The following is a 23038-nucleotide window of genomic DNA, read 5'->3' on the forward strand; positions in this document are numbered from 1 at the left end:
AATGCCCCTCCCTGCCCCGAATATAGCTCAGGCATTTACGCAAAATAAATGGATACTGTACAATGAAATTATACGAGACAAGTGTCTCACATAATTTCGCGAACATCAAGGAGGGTATACGATGATATCCATTTTAGCCAGAAACCAGAATTGGGCCAAAGCTACGCCGTGGTTGGGTCTTATAACAACTTTCCTGTTATTTACATTTTTTCAACCGTCGCAAGCTTTATTCTGGGCACTAATTAATATTCCACTGTATTTGTTTCACCAGACAGAGGAGCACTATTTGCCCGGCGGTTTCAAAGATTACATGAATCAAGTGTTTTATAAACTTCCTCTTGGAGAAGAAAGGCTTACTGACGAAAAGGTTTTTTGGATTAACATTCTGTTCGTATGGCTTGCTTTTTCAATCTTTGGTTTGCTCAACATAGTTAGCCTTGGATTCGGACTGCTGATTATTATTTTCAGCATTATGAATTGTGCTAGTCATATTGTTGATGCATTTCGACGGAGATGTTGGAATCCAGGTTTAGTCATGGCTAGTCTACAAATTCTCATTTCTTTTTACGCTGCCTATTTTGTTACTTTCCATGGGCTCTCGCATCCTATCGCATGGTGGATCGGTACAATACTGTTTTCTGTTCTTATACATGCTGTATTGTTTCGTTTTGTTATGGGAGGGAAAGCGAAATGAAGTAGTTAGAGGGGGCACAACTTTGGACGAGCGTTAAGGGCGCGTGAAAAAAATCATTCTGACTTCGTCTGCGAAAGAATCAACGGATACGGTGACATAACGCAGATCGCCTGTTGCCCTACGTATCATTTTCAACGAATGTGCATAGATCCGAATCATGTTGCGAACCAAAGTTTGGTCGGATTCTGGGGGGAAGACCGGATAGCAGTGGACCGGATTGCACCTCTCGTGAAAGAATCGGGCGGAATACTAGATCTGCCTTTAAAGATGAGATGGAGAATGAATGCTGGAAATGGAAGGAAACTCGGTTGTCATCATACTTCCATCTCACTTAACAGCTAGAAGCATTAGAAATACCTCAAATTCAAGCAACCTGCTCCTCGCCGGACGGCTCTGGAGAAGAGGATAACTTCTCCCGCTTCAGCAGCCAGCTTGTGGCAAAGGCGAGCACGGCGATGATGCCGGCCAGCGTGAAGATGAAGGAGAAGGCGTTGGAGTAAATGGACTCGACGGCATGGACGAGAGGCTGGGATAGACCTGTGGGCATCGCACCGGATGCGACGGCTGTTTCCGAGCCAGCTGGCAGCTGATCCGCGATGCTTGCGACGCCCGATTCGATCCTTCCGGAAAGCAGGCTGCCGAAAAGGCTGAAGCCGATTGTCACGCCAAACGACTGGAATAGCTGAACCGTTGCGATGGCGCTGCCGCCGTCGCGTTTGTCTACGGATTCCTGGACGATCAGGTTGTCGGAACCGAATAACACGCCGAATCCAGCTCCCAGCAGCAGGAATGCGACCAGAATAAAGACGATGGAGGTGCCCGCATGGATCGTCGAGAGCATCGCGAAGGCGGCAATCGGCAGCGCTAGGGAGGCTACGATCAGATCTTTGTAGGGAATCCGGGTGATGACCCAGCCGACTGCGATGCTCGTTCCTATTCCACCGGCCATGACAGGGAGCGTCATATAACCGGAGACTGTAGGCGACAAGCCGATGACATGCTGGGCGTAGAACGGAAAGGAAGCCAGAGAGCCTTGAATGCCGAGCATCGTCAGGAAAATCAAAGCCCCAAGCGCTACAACCGTGCGGTTGCGGAACAGATGCAGCGGGATGACCGGCTCCTTGGCGCGCGATTCCACCCAGACAAAAGCGGCGAGCAGCACCGCGCCTGTGATGAGCAGACCGATGATCAGCGGCGAATGCCATGTATAAGAGCCCATATTAACGAGCTCGGGAGTGAGCAGCAGCGATACGATGGCACCCAGGATAAGCGCGGCTCCCGCCCAGTCGATGGACGGCTTGCCCTCGCCGCGGGATTCCTGCAGTCCTTTGCCGATTAAAATCGCCGCGACGACGCCGACCGGAATATTGATAAAGAATATCCAGTGCCAACTGATAGCATCTACAATGACGCCTCCGAGCAGCGGACCTGCCAGCTGCGGGATGAACATAATCGGCCCGACGAGGGCCATTAATTTGGCTCGTTTTTCCACGGGGTACATATCCGTCATGATCAACATAGCGATCGGCATGAGGCCGCCAGCGCCGATGCCCTGGATGCCTCTGCCGATAAGCAGCATGACCATGGAACCGGATGCTCCGCTGATGATGGAGCCAACGATGAATAGCGCCATACAGGCGAGATAAATCTTCTTGCGGCCGAACAAGTCGGCCATCTTGCCGAGAATCGGCATGAAGGCGGTCAGCGCCAGCGCGTAGATGCCTGCGACCCAGCCGTAAAGGGACATGCCGTGCAGGTCCCGGATGATGGTGGGCATGGCGGTCGTGACAATCGTTTCGTCGAGCTCGGAGAAGATTAGCCCGACCAGTATTCCCGCGAGCACGATACGGCTGCTTGTCGCCGCGCCGGGAGCGGGATGGGCGGCGGAGGCCGCGGATGGCTGCAGGGACATAGGAAATCAACCTCAATTCAATATTGGAATGAGGCCATTCTAACAATGGAATATGGACTGAATATGAACGGAATGCTTCGAGGGGCAGATTAAAAAAAGCAGCCTCGTGGTCGAATGGCTTTGTTTTGCCCAGCAGCTGTGGGAGAAGAACGCAAACAGGACGAAGCTGAGCATGGCTCAGCTTCGTCCTGTTTTGCTAATATGGCTTAAAAACCGCCAGCTAGTTTTAAGGGGTTATTGGGAAAGCTCCGTTTTTGCAATACGGCTCTCTCATTCAAAAAGATGCCATCAGTGAGAATGAGCCACCTTGGCTTTTTCGCCTTCTTCGGTTTTGTTGAGTTCAGCGAGAAGTTTATCGCCCTCGACATCCAGATTCGGCAGAATACGGTCTAACCACTTAGGAAGACCCCATGCTTTGTCGCCAAAGACCGCCATTACTGCCGGCACCAATGTCATACGGATGAGGAAAGAGTCAATCAGAATGCCTATAGCAAGCGCAAAACCTATTTGTTTGATCATAATATCATCGGTGAAAATGAATCCGGCAAAGACGGATACCATGATGATCGCAGCTGCCACAACGACAAGACTGGATTGTTTATATCCATGCACGACACTGTCGATTCCCCGATGCCCATGAACATAAGACTCGCGCATAGAGCTTACAAGGAACACCTGATAATCCATCGCCAGCCCGTAAAGGATCCCGGTAACCAAGATCGGCATAAAGCTAAGCAACGGACCGCCGTTGTCTATCCCGAACAGGGAGTGGAGCCATCCCCACTGGAATACCGCTGTTGTGAGCCCGAACGTGGCAAGCACGCTGAGCAGGAAACCGACCGTGGCTTTAATAGGGACGATGATCGAACGGAACACTAACAAAAGAATGATAAGCGAGAGAATGACGATAATTACTACGTACAGCGGGAAAACCTCTGTCAGCCTATCCGACATATCGATGTTGATGGCTGTAAAACCGGTAACACCAAGCGTCACATTGTACTTCTGTGCAAAGCTTGGATCACGTAGTTCCTCCACCAAGTTTTTGGTCGCTTCGTCGGTCGGTCCTGACTTCGGAATCAGATTTAGGATTGCCATATCGCCAGTTTTGCTCATTCCCATAGGTGTAACAAGCGAGACGTCCTCTAGCTTCTGGATGTCCCCAACCAGTTTGCCCAATGATTCCGGTGTTACTTTGCCGGAAGAATCACTGGCCTCGGCAACGAGAAGCAGAGGGCCGTTGAATCCTTCTCCAAAACCATTTGATATAGCGTCATAACTTTGTCTTGTCGTTGAATCTAGATTTGCCGTAGCGGCGGAAGGAATGCCCAAATTCATTTTTGTTACTGGGATTGCTGCTACACCTAGAACTGCGATTATCCCGACTATAACGAGCCAGCGATATTTTACAACTCCGTTGACCCATCCGCTTGCGATGCGGTGGTTTGCTGCTTTTGTAAGGCTCTTATTGCGTAGTTTGGTTGAGCAAATACGTTCGCCTAACAAACCGAGCAGCGCTGGCAACAGGGTTAGGGCAACAAGTACACTAATGAAAACTGTTGCTGCTGCAACCAAGGCCATTGCGGATAAAAATTGAATCCCAATTACAAGCATGCCGCACAGGGCAATAATAACGGTTAAGCCAGCGAAAAACACGGCGCTGCCGGCTGTGCCAATTGCTCTGCTCGCAGCTTCTCGTGCACTCAGCCCTTGATCGAGGATCATCCGGCGCTGGCGATTTACGATGAATAGCGAGTAGTCGATTCCGACAGCCAATCCAATCATGAGTGCCAGGATTGGTGTGATTTCACCCATGTTAAAGAATTTGGAGATCGAAAATGCTCCCACTAACCCAACAGCGACACCGAAGAGTGCAACTAGAAGCGGAAGACCTGCAGTGACGAGGGAGCCCAGCGTAATGAATAGAACAACTGCGGCAATGGCAATGCCGATAACTTCAGCGATGCTGGCCTCAGGCACGCTGGACATAAGCGATTCGCTTGGTAACGCTGTAATGCCGGTTCCATTCTCGGTGGCCATAACGGCCTCGATTACCTTTTCCTGAACTTCTTTAGGCACAGACGTTTGCTGAACGGTAAACTGGAACTGGAATAGGGCAACTCTGCCATCAGTGGAGATTAACATGCCAGGTAGCGGAGCACCATTGATCATCAGAGGTCCGTAAGGAGGCATTTCAGCCGGTGGTGCTGTAGCGTTCTGGTTCGGCATTGCGCCTTGGGCATCCCCGGAAGCCGACGCAGCCGCTTGTTTGGCATAATCGGCGGGATTGATTACATGGTCGATACTGTATACTTCATTAACAGCTTTGCTGATTGCAGCAAGCCGCTCCGGTGTATCTAGGCGCTCGCCTTCTTTTGACGTGAACACGACGCTTCCTTGTCCACCAGACGCTTCCGGAAGCTCTTTCGCCAATTTGTCCAGTACATTTTGCGCTTCTGTTCCTTCAATTTTCATCTCGGAACTTAGATGTATACCGTTGGAGAAGAGCATTGCCACGAGGATACCTAGAATCGCAACCCAGCTAACGATGAAATACCATGGCTTATCGAATGCTCGTTTTCCTATCGAATACAAAAATTTGGACACTGTGGTGTTCTCCCCTTTTTCCTATAAATAGTCCCGTCAGGCGCTACAATCCGTTACGCAAATAGCCAAATACAGTGTCTAAATATTGATCAAACGATTCGGCACCAGGGACTTCATCCATGGATTGACCAGGAAGCACCACTTGGAGCGTTCCGTCAAATAAGGGGAAAATGGCGCCGGTAACCGCACCGGTGAGAACATGGCTGTAAATCGCAGGATAATGCTCTTTGAATAAGTCGTTCAATACCTGCTGAGCCTCTGTTGCCAGACGGTGAAATACAGTAAGCATGTACGGCTCAAGCGTCGGGTGCTCTTTGGAAAGCGTCACGAGTCGGAGCATTTTTTGAATAATTTCTTCGGTTAGTTGCAATTTCATAAATTGGTACATGACGTCAAGCGGCGTTGAGCTCTCAGGTATGTTATTAAATATAGCCACCGCTTCTTCTATCCCATGGAAAGGTACAGCCGCCATCGCGACCGCTTCTTCCTTGCAGGAATAGTGGTTAGCGAAAGTTCTTCGGGAGTAGCCAGCACGCTGTGCTACATCCTCGACGACAAAGCCGTCCAATCCATGTTGAAGTGTAAGTTCGAACGCCGCTTGAGCCAAAGCGTGTGCGGTCGCCTCCCTCTTGATTCTACGTAAGCTTAGTTTATTCATCATCTAAATCACCCCAATTCGCCTTGTTATACTCTAACACTTAGCTGCTCATTGTGCAATATTGCTCTTTGAGCAACTTTTCTATTGGATAGGACGATAGGAACTTTAAAGTGCCTACAGTACAAAAAAGTACGTACTTCTATTAAAAATTGAATTAGATCATACTATTGTTTACTGCAGGATCAATTTCCGTGATAACAATATTAGATATTAAATAGGTTAAAGATCATAAATGAGGAGGATATTTAAATGACGAACAATTTACAAGAGAAGAACTATTTGTAACATCAAAAGTATGGAATGCCGACTTAGGGTACGAGTCAACGTTAGCCGCTTATGAAACGAGCTTAAAAAAGCTGGATCTGGATTATTTGGATTTATATTTGATTCACTGGCCTGTAGAAGGCAAGTTTAAAGAAGCATGGAGAGCATTGGAAACCATTTATAAAGAAGGGCGAGTAAAGGCAATCGGGGTAAGTAATTTCCACATTCATCATCTTGAAGAGTTAATGAAGGATTCAGAAGTTAAACCAATGGTGAATCAAGTGGAGTATCACCCGCGTTTGACTCAAAGGGAACTGCAAGCTTTTTGTAAGAATCAAGGTATTCAATTTGAAGCATGGTCTCCTTTAATGCAGGGCCAACTATTAGATAATCTGGTTTTAAAAGAGATTGCAGATAAATATCGGAAGTCTATTGCCCAAGTTATACTGCGCTGGGATCTGCAAAATGGTGTTGTGACTATTCCAAAGTCGACCAAAGAACATCGTATCGTTGAAAATGCATCGGTGTTTGATTTTGAAATCACAAAAGAGGATATGGAGCGAATGGATGGATTCAATCAGAATCTTCGCGTCGGTCCAGACCCAGATAACTTTGATTTTTAGTAGGAAACATGAGCAGGAGGATATATGAATAAGATAAATATGCTGCAAGGAAAACTAGGTTTCGGTACGGCCCCGCTTGGTAATATGTTTCGGAACATTCCGGAAGAAGAAGCAATCGCAACGGTAGATGCCGCTTGGGAGCATGGCATTCGCTACTTCGACACTGCCCCATTGTATGGAGCCGGCCTGGCGGAGATCCGCCTTGGTGAAGCACTTTCGAAACGCCGTCGCGACGATTATGTGCTAAGTACAAAAGTAGGCCGCTTGGTTCTGGACGAACTTGAAGATACATCCTCACGTGACTTGGGCGAAAAGGGGGGACTCTTCGAATTCGGTCGCAAGAATAAAATCGTCAACGATTACAGTGCAGACGCCACGCTGCGATCTATCGAGCAGAGCCTGAACCATTTGAAAACGGATCGCTTGGATATCGTGTACGTTCATGATGTAGCGCAGGATTTCTATGGCGACGAGTGGCTTTCACAATTTGAAATTGCTCGAACTGGGGCGTTCCGTGTGTTATCGCGGCTGCGTGAAGAAGGGGTAATTAAGTCTTGGGGGCTCGGGGTGAACCGTGTAGAGCCGATTGAAATTACTCTTGAACTGGAGGAAGCGAAGCCGGATGTATGCTTGCTCGCTGGTCGCTATACGCTGCTCGATCATGAGCGCGCGCTGCAAAGATTGATGCCCGAAGCTGCAAAGCAAAATGTCGATATTATTATCGGCGGTCCTTATAGCTCAGGTATTCTGGCTGGAGGTTCGCATTTCGAGTACCAGCAAGCATCGCCGGAAATCGTTGCTAAAGTCGAGCGTATCAAAAACATTGCGCAGCGACACGGGATCAGCATTAAGTCGGCCGCCCTGCAATTTGTACTGGCTAATCCAGCCGTTGCTGGCGTCATTCCTGGTGCTAGCCGCCCCGAGCGGATCGTAGAGGATCAGGCTGCATGGAATGAAGTTATTCCGGTTGCATTTTGGCATGAAATGCGTGAACAGAAATTAGTGGCGCCTCATGCGCCGCTGCCAATCGATTCCAGAAAGGGGTAATTCATATGGCTCACACTGCTGCTGCAATTGAAATCCCAGCTTCTCTTGATGAGGTATGGCAATTGATTGGAGGTTTTAACTCGCTACCAGATTGGTTGCCTTATATATCTAGTAGCGAGTTAACCCAAGGTGGACGTGTGCGTCGGTTGGTTAACCCTAACGGTGATGTAATCGTAGAGCGTCTGGAAGAATTCAACAACAAGGAGCGCTTCTATTCCTATTCGATTACGGATACACCATTTCCGGCTACTGAATATCAAGCGACGATCCGAGTTCGAGAGATTCCAGGCAGCGAAACATCGCTGGTGGAGTGGTCTGGTAGTTTTATCCCTGTTGGGGTTAGCGACGAAGAGGTCATAGCTCTGTTTCATGGGATTTATAAAAATGGTCTGGACGCCTTGCGATTATTATTTCCGGGTTGATGAGCTTTGATTTAGATGGGAAGATCACCTGAAATTTAGGGCTGTCACTAAAGCCCCGGAATCCTATATGTAATTAAGCTGTCGGCTGCTGCGTCTACAACTTTGGATACAGTGCACTAGATTAACAGCAAAACAGGAGGAAGCTGAGCCAAGCTCAGTTTCCTCCTGTTTTTTTGTGAAGTTCCTCTCGCTTCGCTTTAACACAAACGAAACTCGGAGCACCTCAGCTTGTCCATGCACATACTAACGGAACTGAGAGAGCTTATTCCCCCTCAAATAGAGCTTGCGAATCATCTAGCGGAACTGAGAAGCGTTATTTAGTTCAAAATGGGTGATTTTACCTTGAGGTCTCATCAATAGTGTCTCTTAGTTTCGAAAACGATTCAGCGCCATCAACCTATAAATTGGACGAATAATCTTCCTCGATCGCTGAACCACTAAGTTGAAGACTAGCAAAATAAAGATGTAAAATGAGAGAATAGAAAGAAATGGAGGGAAATATATGAAAAACTTTATTATATTTGGAGCGAGTAAAGGGTTAGGAGAGGCATTTGTTAAAGGATTGCCCGAGACAGGTGATAAAGTATGGATGGTTTCCAGAAGTCGTCCGGAGAGTCTGGACCTTAACGATGGCGTCCAAAGAAACTGGATAGAAGCCGACCTATCGTTACCTGGTGAAAGCAGTGGGATAGCGAGTACATTAAATGGTACTACCATTGATGTATTAATATATAATGTCGGCATCTGGGAAAGTAAAGGATTTACGGATGACTACGATTTTGAGAATGATAGCCAAGACGAAATTGCACAAATTATTAATGTAAATATAACTTCTGCAATTACATGTATTCAAAAGCTGCTACCGAATCTAAAACAATCAGATAATGCCAAAATCTTTTTGATCGGCTCTACGGCAGGACTTGATAATAATGATTTTACACAAGTTTCGTTTGCGGCCACAAAGTTCGGATTGCGTGGTATTTCCAATTCTTTAAGGGAACATGTGAAGCAGTATGGAATAGGTGTAACATGTATTAATCCAGGCGAGATTGCAACTCAAATTCCATATGAAGACGGCATCGAGAAGGTCGTATCGGAATATAACGGCACACAAATTCCTCTTCAGGATATTGTTTCTTTAGTTAAATGCGTGATGAATCTATCCAAGGCATCTTGTGTAAAAGAAATCAATATTCCAGCTATGCTTGATACAAATGGATAATTTTGATGATGATAAGCATTAGTTTATATACAAAATGAAGCAACAGTGGCAGTATAGGACTTTATTCTCGTCTTAGTCTGCCGCTGCTTTTTTTATTTTCTGACAAGTCCATCAAGGATTTTTGTTTTTGGCGATATCCTCAGTGAGTGAGAGGTTCAATCTATTCGAGTATTTGCTCTTGCTTTATTTTATTAGAAGAACGATTTTTCTTGATTTTCAAGTTATGATTATGTTCTGTTGAAAAGGGGAAGTGAGATGGGGAAATCCATTTCCCTTGAGGATAATTAGCCAATTTAACGATTTCTTTAATGGCTTTATGAAGTGTTTCGGTTTGATTGGGATTCAAATGGTCAACAAAGTTTGAATGGAGATTTAACTTAAGCTGGTTAATCAAGTTCATGACAACTGGATACATGTAATCGTGAATCTCTAATGAGTAGTTCTGACGCAGTAACTGTTCATTTACGATGTTCTGGGCATCCTCTTTCTTGAAACGGGTCTGATGAATAGCGGCTATAACACAGTCGGTTTGTTCTAGCTCAGGTAAGCTTTTAATTCCGTCTACTTCGTTAATTTTTTTATAGAATCGATATGCGGTTTGAAAATGTTACGAGCCATGTATCGGTGGGTAATATTTTGTTGTACTTTTGGCGTGAAATTAGTTAAGTTCTCGATAGAAGGTATGGCATGTATACCTGCTCCAGATTGTTCTGAAGAGATTCGAAGCTCAGGACTGCTTTCCAAAACTTTGAGATAATTCCGTACAGTCGAGTCGTTTACAGTACATTCGGAAGCAATTTGAGGAATGGTATAATTCCGATTGATTAAAAATTCAATCATTCTGGCTATCTCGTAAGAGCTTCTTCTTTTAATATTAAGCTCTTTTCTTAGTCGTTTAATCATACGATTTTCTTCACTTGAGAGGTCTGAAACAAGACAAAGAGTATCCTTTGTCCCCGATTTTTTTAAAGCTTCTATTCTGTGCTCGCCTTGGAATGCAATGTATTTGCCATTCTTAGGTCCTTCAACATGAAGCGGGTTTTCGTCCTCCTCCGTCTTGGTAATGCGATCGGATACAGCTTGGTTTCGAAGAGTGTCATGAAGCAAATTTTCAATGATGATTGAATCCAAAGAAATTCGTTCAAGATGCATGTTATCTCTCCCAAAGTTTAGACTTAAGCAATTATATTCAAGCCTAAAATTGTCCTATGTGAAGAGGGCCTGTTAAAATCAAAATAAACCTCGAGATGATGAGATAAGTTCATTTTGGCTATGTAATCATCTAACATGAAACTGTTAGTTCAAAGCCGCCAAAAACACGTGAAGAAGCGCTGGCTCTATCGAATAAGCTGATGCGTGAATATTTAAAACCATATGAGGAGTCATTACAGTAAGCTGTAGCAATTTAATTCAATTCAACAATAATGGCAATTATAAAAATAAGCGTCAAAATTGCTAAGCTTACAATTGAAGCGATTTTGTGATAAGTAATGGCCTCTTCCGAAATTTCAGGTTCTTCTTTATACATCCACCGGTGTCCGAAAAGAAGGCTTTCCCGAGTGTCGATGAATGTCCAGATCAATACGGCGTATAATGGCAGCGAGAGAATGAAGCAAAGAATGATTCCAGCCACTTTCACCCTCCTTAATAACATCCAAATAATGAGCGGGATCTTAGTTAAAGCATATTCCCAATTCAAATGGGTAGGACAGTTTAACTGTAAACAATCGAATGCTGCGGACCTAATAAGACCGTCACTCATAAGAAAAGGCTGCTCCCACGGGGAACAGTCTCTTCAAATTTAGCTTTACGTTATGGAATATCCAGTACGACATTTTCATTCGCGTCAGGATTATAGTAGTAGATTCGCTCGCCTGCGATGTTCAGGTAATATGTCTTTTTGTCGCTGAGTTTTTGCACGGTTTTGTCTGTCAGATGAATCCGGTACAGTTTCTTGCTGTATTCGGAGTAGTCGGCGTAATAGAGCCAATTGCCGTGCACATTTAGATTCTGAGCATTCCGGTCTAGTAGCAGCGTGGATGACGTACCGTCTGTCTTCATCGTATACAGCTTGCCGCTGTTGTTCACGTACAGGAGAGCATCCTTCTTCTCAAGAGATAGGATACTGCCCTGGTTCAGGATCTTCTTTTTATTTGTGCCGTCTGTATTCATTGTGAACAACTTCTGGCTATAGATGGCATAATAGATGCGGCCGCGATCGACGATGAAGCGGGATACCGGATTTGACTCCAGCAGCTCCATCGAGGTGCCGTTCAACTTCATGCGGTATAACTGCCCGAACATATTCGTTTTATCTTGCGTAAAGTAGATCCATTCTCCCGCGACGACCATCACATTCAAACCACTGGCGCCGAAGTCCTGTAAAACAATACGATTTTTGCCGTCTAGGTCGGATTTGACGATCTTGTGATCGGTCATATAGTAGATCGTTTGATTTACGATATTTAGATTCGTGACATAAGTATCGTTGCTTACCTTCTGTAGATCTGAGCCATCCGTCTTCTGTTTGTACAATTTCCCTTTGTCCGTGTTGTTGAAGAAATACACCCAGCCCTTGTATTCCGCAAATTGACCCTTATTATCAAGCCCCAGATTACCGGAAGTATTGCCTGTCACTTCCGAAGCTAGCTCATGCTCCTGTGGAGAATCGGGTTTGTGCGTTCGGATGTTTGCGACTCGATCAGCATAGAACACATCCGTGCCGAACATTTCGGACAGGAAGCGGATCGGAACGAGCGTCCTACCGTTCTGAAGTCTGGGTGGAGCATCCAAAGTGTGATTCACGCCGTTCAGGAGATACGAAGAGGAGCCGATCTGCAAATCGATAGAGATGACGCCGTTCGTGAGCTTGATCTGATTGCCTTTCCATGACGAAATGGAGACGTCGAGTGCATCCGCGATCGCACGAAGTGGGACGAATATCTTGCCCTCGTCGTTAACTGGAGGCACGTCAAAGCTTACCTCTTGATTGTTAACCTTTACTACGATTGGCTTTGTTCCTTCTGCTGCGCTCGTCGTACTATACAAGGATGTCATCAACATTAAGGTCAGTAGGGCCATCTTAACTCGCGTTCCCATCGCTTTCACCCCTTTTATTCCATATTAAGTTATTTGTATAGACGTATTCTTTAATCATAAGTTGCACACTTACAAGCTAACAACTCCTGTTGATTGCTCACAATACATAAACCAATTTTTAGAATTCGGTTCATTAATTATGGGGAAAGATGATATCTTGAAGTGTATAAGGCTGTCCCGACTTTAGTGCCAGATGACAAAGAATGGCACATTTTTTAAGTGAAAGGGGATGCTTAAATGATTAGAGGTTTATTTGAAACACATATTAACGTAAGCAATTATGAAATATCGGCGAGTTTAAATGAGTTAGGGATCGAGTCTACGAATTTCCTAGGTGAGAGTTCGGGAAAATTGATGGTATTTCCGTTTATGCCAGCGGTGTCAATTTATTTTGATGACCCAGACGGTCATTCTGTAGAGTTTATTTCTATGCTGGATGACGAACCTAGATCTGATCTTGAAATAATGCCCTGGAGGGACTGGGAATCTCTACATGGAAGGCAGTTATAAAGATAGTTAAATATGTTGAACTAGAGAAACTAATCGAGTAAGCGGATTGAACCTGCCTTTTATAAGTGCTGGTTGGATCGAGAAGCTGCCTGGCTGAATGGCTATACAACCGCAGCAAGATTTTTTAGAAATATCATATTGAATTGACAAATTTATGGTGATATACTCAATGACAAATGACGGCAATGTTACTGAAAAGTACAACCTCGACGAAGTCGAGGTTGTACTTTTTTTTTGTTCTCCCGGCAGGTACGTGTTCCGTCATCCGGTGCTGGAAGGAGGGGGCATGCTTTAGCGGCATGTATTCGATTTTGAGCTAGTTGATGAACTCATTCGCAGCCAGCGAATGAACGGATAGCGGATAAGCGGGAAAATAAATTGGGTAGGAATGAGGCACAGAAATGAGTAAAAGCGACAATAAAACATTTTATAAAGCGCTTCTTCAGCTAGCTGTTCCGATTACGCTTCAAAGCTTAGTGATGTCGCTTCTCTTTATGACGGATCAGGTAATGGTCGGACAGCTTGGCGATATCGCCATCGCGACAGTAGGCATTGCGAGCAAAATCAACAGTGTGGTATCGGTTGTACTAGCGGGTTTGGCAGCGGCGCTTTCTATATATGTCGCGCAATATTGGGGCAAGAAGGATCGGAAAAGCATCTCGCAGCTGCTTGGCCTCGCGCTAACTATTGGCCTGGCGTTGTCGCTGCTATTTGCGGCCGTAGTTTTTATTAAGCCAGACTGGTTATTGTCCTTGTTCACAACGGATAAAAACATTCTTGGCGATGGACGCATCTACTTGCAAATTGTCGCCATCAGCTTCATTCCCGCTATGCTGACGATGCTGTATTCTGCAATGCTGCGGAGCACGGGGCATGTTAAGTTTCCAATGTACATCAGTTTACTTACCGTCATCGTGAACGTTGTGCTGAACTATTTGCTCATTTTCGGTCATTTTGGCTTCCCGGAATTAGGGCTGGCCGGATCGGCTTATGCAACGCTAACCGCACGGATCATCGAATGTTCGCTTATTATTGGCTCTGTCTATGTGTATAAGCTGCCCGGCGGAACGTCAGTTAAGGAGTTATTTAGCATATCGAAGCCGCTCGCAAACAAGTTCCTCATTACGATGTATCCGCTTGTGCTCACGGAGCTGGTCTGGGTGCTGAGTGAGGCGGTGTATGCTATTATCTACAGTCGCATGGGCACGGTGGAAATGACAGCTATGACGATCACATTCCCGTTGCAGGGGTTGATGATTGGCATGTTGACCGGTATTAGCGGGGCTGCCGCTGTTATGGTCGGCAATAAGCTGGGCGCCGGTGAAGCTATAATAGCTCAGCAATACGCGAAGCGGCTTATACGGTTCGGTATTGTAGTGGCATTTGGATTAGGTATAGTCATTGCGCTCATTGCGCCGCTTTACGCCAAGCTGTTTCAGGTATCCACGGAAGCGAATCAGCTTTCGATTTATATTTTGTGGGTGTTTGCCGCCTTTATTTGGGTAAAGGTTGCAAATATGATTATGGCCGGCAGTGTGTTGCAAAGCGGAGGCGACAGCAAATTTGTATTTGCAATGGAGTCGAGTGTGACCTGGCTGGTCGGCGTGCCGCTTGGTCTGCTGCTATCCGTTGTATGGAAACAGCCGATTTTCTGGGTTTATTTTTTCCTATCGTTAGAAGAAGTTGTGCGCTTTATCATTGGCTGGCAGCGGTTCCGCTCAGGAAAGTGGGTACGGAACTTAACGACGAATACGAATGCAGAAAGCATATCGGCATAGACGCTAGGCGCTAGATGCGGCAAGACGCTAGACGCGTCCAACGAGCATCACATCAACAGAGGGAATGCCTCAGGCAGCCCCAGCTTTAGCTCTAAGTATGGAAAAAAGGTCGAGCGCAGGATAATTATCCTGAACCCGACCTTTTTTGTTCTTCACAACAATCCTACATTTTAACTTTTGTAATCGAGTAACCGAAAGCCGGTAAGCTAAATCTTCCGTTACCGGATTCCATGTTATCGCCTGTAAGCGCGTCGACCCATTTATAATCGGCGTTTAACGAGTAAACGGCTGCAGCATCCGAATTATTAATGGCGATAAGGAAACGTTCGTTAGCACTTTCTCTTTCGTAAACGAGCAATTGCGGGTTGCTCTGAGGCAGGAAGCGGATGCTGCCTGTACGAAGCGCTTCATGCTCATGACGAAGCTTGATCATCGTTTGGAAGAAGGTTAACAAGCTCTGATCCTGCTTTTTAACATCCCACTCCATGCATTTGCGGTTATGAGGATCATGCTCGCCATCCATACCGATTTCGTCGCCGTAGTAGATGCAAGGTGCGCCAACAAACGTCAGCTCAAACAAATAAGCAATCTTCAGTCGGTCTTTGTTTCCTTTGCATAACGTGAGCAATCGGGTTGTATCATGGCTGCCCAATAGATTAAAGGAGGTTTCGTTGACTTGGCGCGGATAGCTGGCAAGCTGCCGTTGAATGGCATAAGAGAATTCTGTCGCGTCGATCCGAGCATGAGCGAAGAAATCCAATAATGCGTTTGTGAACGGGTAGTTCATAACGGCATCGAACTGATCGCCTTGCAGCCACGACATGGAGTCATGCATGATTTCGCCCAAAATATAAGCTTCCGGATTAACCGATTTCACCGCTTTGCGGAACTCGCGCCAGAAATGATGATCCACTTCATTGGCAACGTCAAGCCGCCAGCCGTCAATGCCGATTTCTTCGATCCAGTAGCGAGCGATTTTAAGCAAATATTCCCGTACTTCCGGGTTCGCTGTGTTCAGCTTTGGCATAATCGGCTCGAAGCCGAATGTGTCATAAGTCGGGATGCCGTCCTTTACTTCAAGCGGCCATTCACGAATATAGAACCAATCGGCGTATTGCGACTCCGGTCCATTTTTCACAACATCAAGAAACGGCGGGAACGTATGACCGCTATGGTTGAATACCGCATCCATCACGACGCGAATGCCTCTTTTATGACAAGCGTCTACGAGCTCTTTGAGCTTCTCGTTTGTTCCGAAATGAGCATCAACTTTGAAATAGTCCTGTGTATCGTATTTATGGTTCGTTGTCGCTTGGAATAACGGGTTGAAGTAGATGGCATTAACGCCAAGCTCAGAAATGTAATCCAGATGATCAAGAACGCCTTGCAGATCGCCGCCGAAATAGTTCGTAGGTGAAGGTGTTCCTCCCCAAGGCAGCACACCTTCCGGGTCATTGGTTGGATCTCCGTTAGCGAAGCGTTCAGGGAAGATTTGATAAAATACCGCATCCTTAACCCATGCCGGAGGAGTCATAACATCGATTGGATTCAAGAAAGGGAAATCGAACAGGCCTTCATAAATGACAGGCGGAGCCTCTTCCAAAAATCCTTTCTCTAACATATATACAACTTCGTCCTTATCGCGAATTTCAAAATAATAAACGGTTCTGCGGTAACGCGGCTGAATAGCGGCTTCCCAATAATCGAATAGATTGTCCGTAGCCCATTTCAACATTGGCACAGAGGAATTGGTATGCTCCCAGCCATACTTATCACCGCAATGCAGAACGACCGTATCGGCATCATTCTTTTTGGTGCGAAGGCGAATATGAAGCGTCTTCTCATCGTAGGCATAGGACCAGTTCTGCTTGATTCGGTGGTACATCACGTCTAATTGCATGAAGTATATCTCCCTATAAATAAGATAAAGGCATGAAAAAAAGGGCCCAACCTCGTCTTAAACGAGGTTGAACCCTAGGTTTCATTGCCTTTTTATTGACCTAATAATAGCATGGGCCGGATCGATTTTCAACACCCATTAAAAATGGATATAATAGAAAGTAAATACAGAATCAGAAAGGAAGAACTATGAGAATTCTAGTTATTGTTGCACATCCAAACCTGGATCAATCAAAAGTAAATAAGCAGTGGCTGGAGCGTCTCCAGAAAGAAGAAAATGTAACGGTCCACAACCTATACGCCGAGTATCCGACCTTCAAAATCGATGTAGAGAAGGAGCAGCAGCTCCTTGTGGATCATGATCGCATCGTGTTTCAATTCCCTTTTTACTGGTACAGCTCACCTGCTTTGTTGAAGCAGTGGCAGGATGATGTATTAACATATGGGTTTGCCTATGGTGCAACTGGAAACAAGCTACATGGAAAAGAGATGCTCCTCGCTATCTCTACGGGCAGTCCAGCGGAAGCATATCGTGACGGCGGTGCTAATCGTTACCCTATGGAAGAGTTAGTTCGCCCGTTCCAGGCGACAGCTAATCTATGCGGACTGCGTTTTGTGCCACCGTTCCTGTTGCAAGGAGTTTTGGGATTATCGGAGACAGAGCTTCAAAACAGCTCGGAAGCGCTTATTGCCTACATGAAAGATTCCAATCTCGCCAATAAATGATTCTCTTGCAAGAGGGCAGACATGCAAGCGTACATAGATTAATTACTCGACAAAATAATTCATAAAATGAACAAACAAACCGCGAGGACCTGCCTGCTTCGTGGTTTTCCCTCGTTATCCACTTATCGTTTCATTATAGGTCAGTTCCATGACGCCCCAAATTTTCATATTTATTTACCGCAATAGTTTAGCATAATTGACATTTGACTATCATAAACATATAGTTAGTTTGTGATTTTGCGAAATTATTGCAAAATGGAGGTTGAGTATGCTTCTGGAATTTCGGACCCAAAACTATAAATCCTTTGTTGATGAGCTTGTTTTTTCAATGATACCTGCACCCAAACAAAAAGGTTTGGACTACAGCATTTTGAAAGATAATATTGGGAAAAAGAGTTATAAAGGTCTGAGCACGGCTGTCATTTATGGGCCAAACGCATCCGGTAAGACCAACATTATCGGAGCGATGGAAGCCTTAAAGTATATTATTGTACGGGGTAACATTAGAAATGGAGATAGTAAATTCACGCATTCCGATGCAGCGGCTACAAACTTGGAGTTAATCCCTAACCGTGCGGACACAGGGAAAAAGCCGGTCGATTTCTCGATTAAGTTTATCGACAAGGGCCTGATGTTTGATTATAAACTATCTCTTGATTTGGGTGAATTTCTTGATGAGGGTTATTCGAGAAAGGTATTAGTCGAGAAACTACATGTGAATGAGAAGATGCTTTTTTCGAGGACTGACCATCTACTAATTGGCTTGAATGAGCTTAAAGAGCATTTTTCAAATCAATTAGACGAGTACGAGCCAAACATGTTGTCTAAGCTGGCTACGAGTACTCTAAATGATGAAGAGTTGTTTCTCATGAACGGTTTTAAAAACATATTCAGTCCGAAGCTGGTCGACAAAATTAATACTTGGTTAGAAGATAAATTCATGGTGTATTACAGAGCTGATTCGCTTAAATTGAAGCCTTCAAAGCCCAAAAAAGATACCATTTTCATTGATGCCACTGTTAATGAAGCTGCCAAGATATTTGGTGTCAATTCCAATAGTCTAGGTTATGCGTCAAAGGATGATGATTCTGAGCCTAGATTAGTCTCACTCTTAGAAAGCACTGCAGTCAATGCTGAAATTTTTGAATCTTATGGAACAATACGATTTGTCTATCTGTTTCCTGTGATAGTTGAGGCTTTGCTGAGCGGTGGGACCTTAGTGGTAGACGAGTTCGATGCTTCATTACATCCGATGGCACTAATGAACATCATCAACATCTTTCATAATGATGATCTAAACAAGAAGAATGCCCAATTGATATTCAACACTCATAATCCGATATTCTTAAATTCCAATCTATTTCGACGTGACGAAATCAAGTTTGTAGAACGTGATGATGAGACATTTTGCAGCACCCATTATTCGTTATCCGATTTCGGTACTTCTGGTCAAAATGGAGTAAGGATGGGCGGCGAATATATGAAGAATTACTTCATCAGCCAATATGGAGCCATAAAAGATATTGACTTCACCCCGGTTATAGAGAAGTTGTTGGAGGATAGGGGGAGAAAGCTGTAGATGGTCAGTAGGAAGCCAATTAAAAAATATTATTTTACGGTGGAAGGCGAAACGGAGCAGTGGTATTTAGATCACATCAAAGATTTGATTAATGCTGAAGACTCGGCTATATTTAAAGTTTCCATCGAAAGAAAAGTACAAAAGAATCCTCTGAAATATGCTAAGTCCGTAGTCAATACTTCTAAGATACATATCACCCATTGGTTCGACTATGAAAGTAGTGAACCATTACATGTCAAACAATTCAAGGAAACACTGGACGCACTTAAAGCGAGTTCATCAATACGAGGTAAGCAGATCAAATATCACTTGGGATATTCTAATCTTACCTTCGAATTATGGATGATTTTGCATAAAAATAATTGCGGCTACATCGCTCATAGAGATAGGTATCTCGATCAGATAAACAGAGCTTTTAGTGAACAATTTACTGAGCTTGGAACGTATAAGGAAAGGTCTAACTTCCACAGAGTGCTTGGTAAGATATCCTTAGATGATGTGAAGTCAGCAATTACACGAGCCAAGTTAATTATGAAAAGCAATCAACAAAATGATCTTAAATTGCATAATCATAGTGGTTTCAATTTCTATCTGGATAACCCATCACTTACGATTTATGAATCCGTTGAGCAGATCCTAAAGGAATGTGGACTTTTATAACCTTATATGTGTTTAACTCAAGGTGACCTATCTAGGTCACCTTTTATTATTTTAAGTCCAGAGTCAAGAATACATAACTAGATACCAATGTATTAGCCGGAGAGTTCTTTTTCTTGTTTAGGTATTGTGCAAACGTTTCCTCAACTTATTAAACATGCTAAGATAATTTGGAAAACGATAGAGACTAGATCAGCTAAGAGCAAGGAAGGTTGTAGACAAAAATGACGTTGAGGAGAAGGATTTTTTTAATATTTTCAGTCAGTTCTTTAGTTCCATTTTTAAGTATTTTTATCATTTCGAACTACACGATTGATCAGATTTTTGATAATAAAATCAAGAGCGGGATCAACAGCAATCTGCGGCAAGTGGAGCTTTCATTAGGGAATTCCATAAGCAATCTAAATCATGTTTCACAACAATTAGCTTATGGGAATAATATCGTCAAACAAATAGACGAAGTATTGTTTCAAACGATGGACCCTTATACAAGATTACATACGAGAGATCAATTAAAAAACGAATTGAACATGGTCACCTTTACTAATCCTAATGTCGGCTTAACCTTTTACTATATTCAAAATGAAAACAAAATCCAATTTGAAAACTTCCCTGTTGAAGATAATCTTGCATTGGACTCCTTGCCTCTGCTTTCCAGCTATTACGATATTACGTATTTCGGTCCCCATGAAAGCTTGAGCCGGTCCGATGATGGAATCGTTCTATCGGCGCTGAGAAAAGTAGGCTTGCCGGATCGCGATAATGTCTACGTTTATATCGAGACGGGGTTTTCTTTGACACAAGACATTCTAGACAACAATGAATATGGCGGGGATTTGACCCATCTGATCTTAGACGGGAATGGTCGAATTGCGTATAGTGAGGTTCCAGAAACTTTCAAAAGCGGCGCTCAATTCCCCCAGTTTTCAATGGATGAGGGAAGCGGTTTACATGAAGGGTATTACTGGTTCAAGCAGACCTCCAATCAAAATTGGAGTGTGGTGTCGGTTATATCCAAAACGAACTATAACAAAGAAAAAGATCAATGGATGGTGAAGATATTTTTCATTGCGTTGATTTTTATTGCCTTAACTATTCTGCTCGCTTGGCTGCTTTGGCAAATGGTTTATAAACCGCTGAATCTGTTCAATTCAGAAATTAAATTCATGTCTCAGAATCGGATGAGGCCGCAGCATAAGCTGACGAAAATTCCTGAATTTGATTATTTATTAAGACAGTTTTCCGAAATGAAAAAACAGATCTGGAATTTGTTCGAAGAAGTTGAGCTGAAGGAGAAAAAGCGGATTGATCTTGAGGTTGAAAAGCTGCTTTACCAGATCAACCCGCATTTTCTGATGAATACTCTTGATACCGTCCATTGGCTGGCGGTGATTAACGGGCAGAAGGAGATTGATCGACTCGTTAAATCGCTCAACAAACTGCTGTACTATAATCTAGGTAAACTCGGGCAAGTATCAACCATTGAAGAAGAGATTGATGCCTTGAAACAGTATCTAGTTTTGCAACAAATTCGTTATGATTTTGAGTTTGATGTGCGGATAGATGTAGACAAGAATGTGCTTAAACAGCCCGTGCCGCGTTTTATCCTTCAGCCATTGGTTGAAAACTCCTTATATCATGGTTTAAGTGATGATGGATATATTGAGGTCAGCGTTGTGTTGGACAAGGTGATTCGCATATCGATTCATGATAATGGAGCTGGAATGACAGAAGAAACGATCCAAGAGATTTTAAATAATCGTACCGTTGAGCATAAAAAAGTGGGTATGGGAATTGGAATGAATTATGTGAAACGTATGTTAGAGGCAAGTTATGAAAATAAGGCGAGTCTTGAAATCAAGAGTGAGATTGGTAAAGGAACAAGCATCTTCTTGACTTTGCCTATAAGCAAGGAGAAAACGTGATGGCGATAAAAGTTCTAGTTGTTGATGATGATAAACTCGTTCGCAGAGGGCTGATTTCGTTTCTGCCATGGCAGGCCTTCAACATGGAGGTCGTGGGGGAAGCGAGTAATGGCGAGAAGGCGCTAGAGTTTCTAGAATGTAATCCGGTCGATTTGCTGCTTACAGATCTGTCCATGCCAGTCATGTCTGGTATTGAACTATTGAGGAACGCGCGTAAGCGATACCCTCATCTGCATATGGCTGTATTGACGCTGCATCAAGATTTTGAATACATCCAAGAAGCGTTGAGGCTTGGCGCCATCGATTATATTGCCAAGGTGCAGATGGAAGAGGAGCAGTATGAAGAAATTCTTGGTCGAATAGCAGCGCGCATCAAAGAGGACAGGAACCAGCGATCGGTATCGTTGAACCCGGATCAAATTATAGCTGAAAATAAACAGGGTTATGTGCTGTTATCCATGGCTCATGAAACGGAGCTTAACTGGCCTCAAGAGGTGAATCTTCCTCAAGCCTTGATGATGGAGGCGGAACGCAATAGCTGGGTCTGGTTTGTTAAGGAAGAACAGCAAGAGCAAGTCGTTGAAGTTTTAATGGCGAAGGCACAGACCGAACCGGAAAGTGTACTGCTTGTTTTAACGGATATTGCCGGATGTGGATGGAAGGATTTACAGCGCTGGCTGCGGGAGTATAGAGAACAGGTTTTGTTTTATGACTATCATCCAGACCACAATATAAGGACTGTTTCGATCCTTGATGAGCCCAATATCCCTGCTGGAACAAATGAATTAGAGCTGGAAAAAGTGAAGGTAGATCGCTTATTTTCGAGATGGTTCCAGAACGATCGGGTTTTTGATGGGCTTATTCAGGAAATGAAGTCATTGAGGTTGCCGGAAAAGAAACTAGTCGGATTTCTCTACTCGCTTGTAATCGAATGGAATCGTTTATTTGCGGGGACTCAATTTACAAAAATCCAAATGATTCCGTCGCTCCATTCCTGGTACCAGGTCGAGTTATGGATAAGGAAGATCAGAAAGAGCATTCACGGATCGGTTGGACCTTCTTCCCATTCACAAGAAATATTGGATTGCATTACAAAAGCGGTTTCCATGATACAAGAAGAACTAAGCACACAGCTTACAGCAGCTGAATTGGCTCAACGATTGAATCTCAGTCGAGGTTATTTTAGTCAATGTTTCAAAGATATTATCGGAAAAACCTTTAATGAATACTCCAGATTCATCCGAATCGAAAAGGCAAGAGAGTATTTGCTGAATACAAACCACACGATTGTGTGGATTGCAGAGCAAACAGGTTATGCGGATGAAAAGTATTTCAGCCGGATTTTCCGTGAGTCGACCGGTACACTCCCCAGTGAATACCGCCAGACACATCGATTGAACTAAACAGGTAGATAAA

The 23038-nt window shown here is 44.3% G+C and carries 17 protein-coding genes and 1 pseudogene; 11 read left to right on the top strand and 7 right to left on the bottom strand.

Annotated features, from left to right (window positions below):
* The first annotated feature begins 121 nt into the window (after positions 1-121).
* Positions 122-694, top strand: a complete 573-nt coding sequence (locus CGZ75_RS19760; protein ID WP_089526019.1) for an HXXEE domain-containing protein — start codon at positions 122-124, stop codon at positions 692-694.
* Positions 695-1058: 364 nt separating this feature from the next.
* Here the strand turns inward: CGZ75_RS19760 and CGZ75_RS19765 are convergent, their stop codons facing one another.
* The 3 genes from CGZ75_RS19765 to CGZ75_RS19775 form a co-directional block, all read right to left on the bottom strand.
* Complete coding sequence (locus tag CGZ75_RS19765) at positions 1059-2606, bottom strand: MDR family MFS transporter (protein ID WP_089526020.1); 1548 nt, start codon at positions 2604-2606, stop codon at positions 1059-1061.
* A gap of 288 nt (positions 2607-2894) precedes the next feature.
* Positions 2895-5213: an MMPL family transporter gene (locus CGZ75_RS19770; RefSeq protein ID WP_089526021.1), complete on the bottom strand. Its 2319-nt coding sequence runs from the start codon at positions 5211-5213 to the stop codon at positions 2895-2897.
* Between the two features lie 43 nt (positions 5214-5256).
* Positions 5257-5874 carry a TetR/AcrR family transcriptional regulator gene (locus CGZ75_RS19775; protein ID WP_245850976.1) on the bottom strand — a complete coding sequence of 206 codons (618 nt, stop codon included), beginning with the start codon at positions 5872-5874 and terminating at the stop codon, positions 5257-5259.
* A 251-nt stretch (positions 5875-6125) separates the two neighbouring features.
* Between CGZ75_RS19775 and CGZ75_RS19780 the strand changes: the two are divergent.
* The 4 genes and pseudogenes from CGZ75_RS19780 to CGZ75_RS19795 form a co-directional block, all read left to right on the top strand.
* Positions 6126-6758: pseudogene (locus CGZ75_RS19780) on the top strand (aldo/keto reductase); the annotation flags it as partial.
* Between the two features lie 24 nt (positions 6759-6782).
* Positions 6783-7805 carry an aldo/keto reductase gene (locus tag CGZ75_RS19785; RefSeq protein ID WP_089526022.1) on the top strand — a complete coding sequence of 341 codons (1023 nt, stop codon included), beginning with the start codon at positions 6783-6785 and terminating at the stop codon, positions 7803-7805.
* Between the two features lie 5 nt (positions 7806-7810).
* Positions 7811-8227 (top strand): SRPBCC family protein, encoded by a 417-nt coding sequence (locus CGZ75_RS19790; protein ID WP_089526023.1) that lies wholly within the window; start codon positions 7811-7813, stop codon positions 8225-8227.
* Between the two features lie 502 nt (positions 8228-8729).
* The gene (locus tag CGZ75_RS19795; RefSeq protein WP_089526024.1) at positions 8730-9449 is read left to right on the top strand and encodes an SDR family NAD(P)-dependent oxidoreductase; all 720 of its coding nucleotides are present in this window, start codon (positions 8730-8732) and stop codon (positions 9447-9449) included.
* A gap of 561 nt (positions 9450-10010) precedes the next feature.
* Here the strand turns inward: CGZ75_RS19795 and CGZ75_RS19805 are convergent.
* From CGZ75_RS19805 to CGZ75_RS19815, 3 genes are all read right to left on the bottom strand, one after another.
* Entirely contained in the window at positions 10011-10601 is a 591-nt protein-coding gene (locus CGZ75_RS19805) for a ParB N-terminal domain-containing protein (protein ID WP_089526026.1), read from the bottom strand.
* A gap of 253 nt (positions 10602-10854) precedes the next feature.
* A complete protein-coding gene (locus CGZ75_RS19810; RefSeq protein WP_245850978.1) occupies positions 10855-11082 on the bottom strand; it encodes a DUF6199 family natural product biosynthesis protein in 228 nt (75 codons plus the stop codon).
* A 179-nt stretch (positions 11083-11261) separates the two neighbouring features.
* Entirely contained in the window at positions 11262-12548 is a 1287-nt protein-coding gene (locus CGZ75_RS19815) for a DUF5050 domain-containing protein (protein WP_089526027.1), read from the bottom strand.
* 911 nt (positions 12549-13459) lie between these two features.
* Here CGZ75_RS19815 and CGZ75_RS19825 point away from each other — a divergent pair.
* On the top strand, positions 13460-14836 hold the full coding sequence (locus tag CGZ75_RS19825; protein ID WP_089526029.1) for an MATE family efflux transporter: 1377 nt from the start codon (positions 13460-13462) through the stop codon (positions 14834-14836).
* 163 nt (positions 14837-14999) lie between these two features.
* On the opposite strand, the gene CGZ75_RS19830 is transcribed toward CGZ75_RS19825, so the two are convergent.
* Entirely contained in the window at positions 15000-16736 is a 1737-nt protein-coding gene (locus CGZ75_RS19830) for an alpha-glycosidase (protein ID WP_089526030.1), read from the bottom strand.
* A gap of 188 nt (positions 16737-16924) precedes the next feature.
* On the opposite strand from CGZ75_RS19830, the gene CGZ75_RS19835 reads away from it, so the two are divergent.
* From CGZ75_RS19835 to CGZ75_RS19855, 5 genes are all read left to right on the top strand, one after another.
* The gene (locus tag CGZ75_RS19835; protein ID WP_089526031.1) at positions 16925-17461 is read left to right on the top strand and encodes an NAD(P)H-dependent oxidoreductase; all 537 of its coding nucleotides are present in this window, start codon (positions 16925-16927) and stop codon (positions 17459-17461) included.
* 268 nt (positions 17462-17729) lie between these two features.
* Complete coding sequence (locus tag CGZ75_RS19840; RefSeq protein WP_089526032.1) at positions 17730-19040, top strand: AAA family ATPase; 1311 nt, start codon at positions 17730-17732, stop codon at positions 19038-19040.
* Positions 19041-19700, top strand: a complete 660-nt coding sequence (locus tag CGZ75_RS19845; RefSeq protein ID WP_089526033.1) for an RloB family protein — start codon at positions 19041-19043, stop codon at positions 19698-19700. It abuts the gene before it with no gap.
* Between the two features lie 221 nt (positions 19701-19921).
* Positions 19922-21622 carry a sensor histidine kinase gene (locus CGZ75_RS19850; RefSeq protein ID WP_089526034.1) on the top strand — a complete coding sequence of 567 codons (1701 nt, stop codon included), beginning with the start codon at positions 19922-19924 and terminating at the stop codon, positions 21620-21622.
* Positions 21622-23025, top strand: coding sequence for a response regulator transcription factor (locus CGZ75_RS19855; RefSeq protein ID WP_089526035.1), 1404 nt, complete (start codon positions 21622-21624; stop codon positions 23023-23025). The genes CGZ75_RS19850 and CGZ75_RS19855 overlap by 1 nt, the downstream gene beginning before the upstream one ends.
* Positions 23026-23038 lie beyond the last annotated feature (13 nt).

Source organism: Paenibacillus herberti, from assembly GCF_002233675.1.
Classification (GTDB): domain Bacteria; phylum Bacillota; class Bacilli; order Paenibacillales; family Paenibacillaceae; genus Paenibacillus_O; species Paenibacillus_O herberti.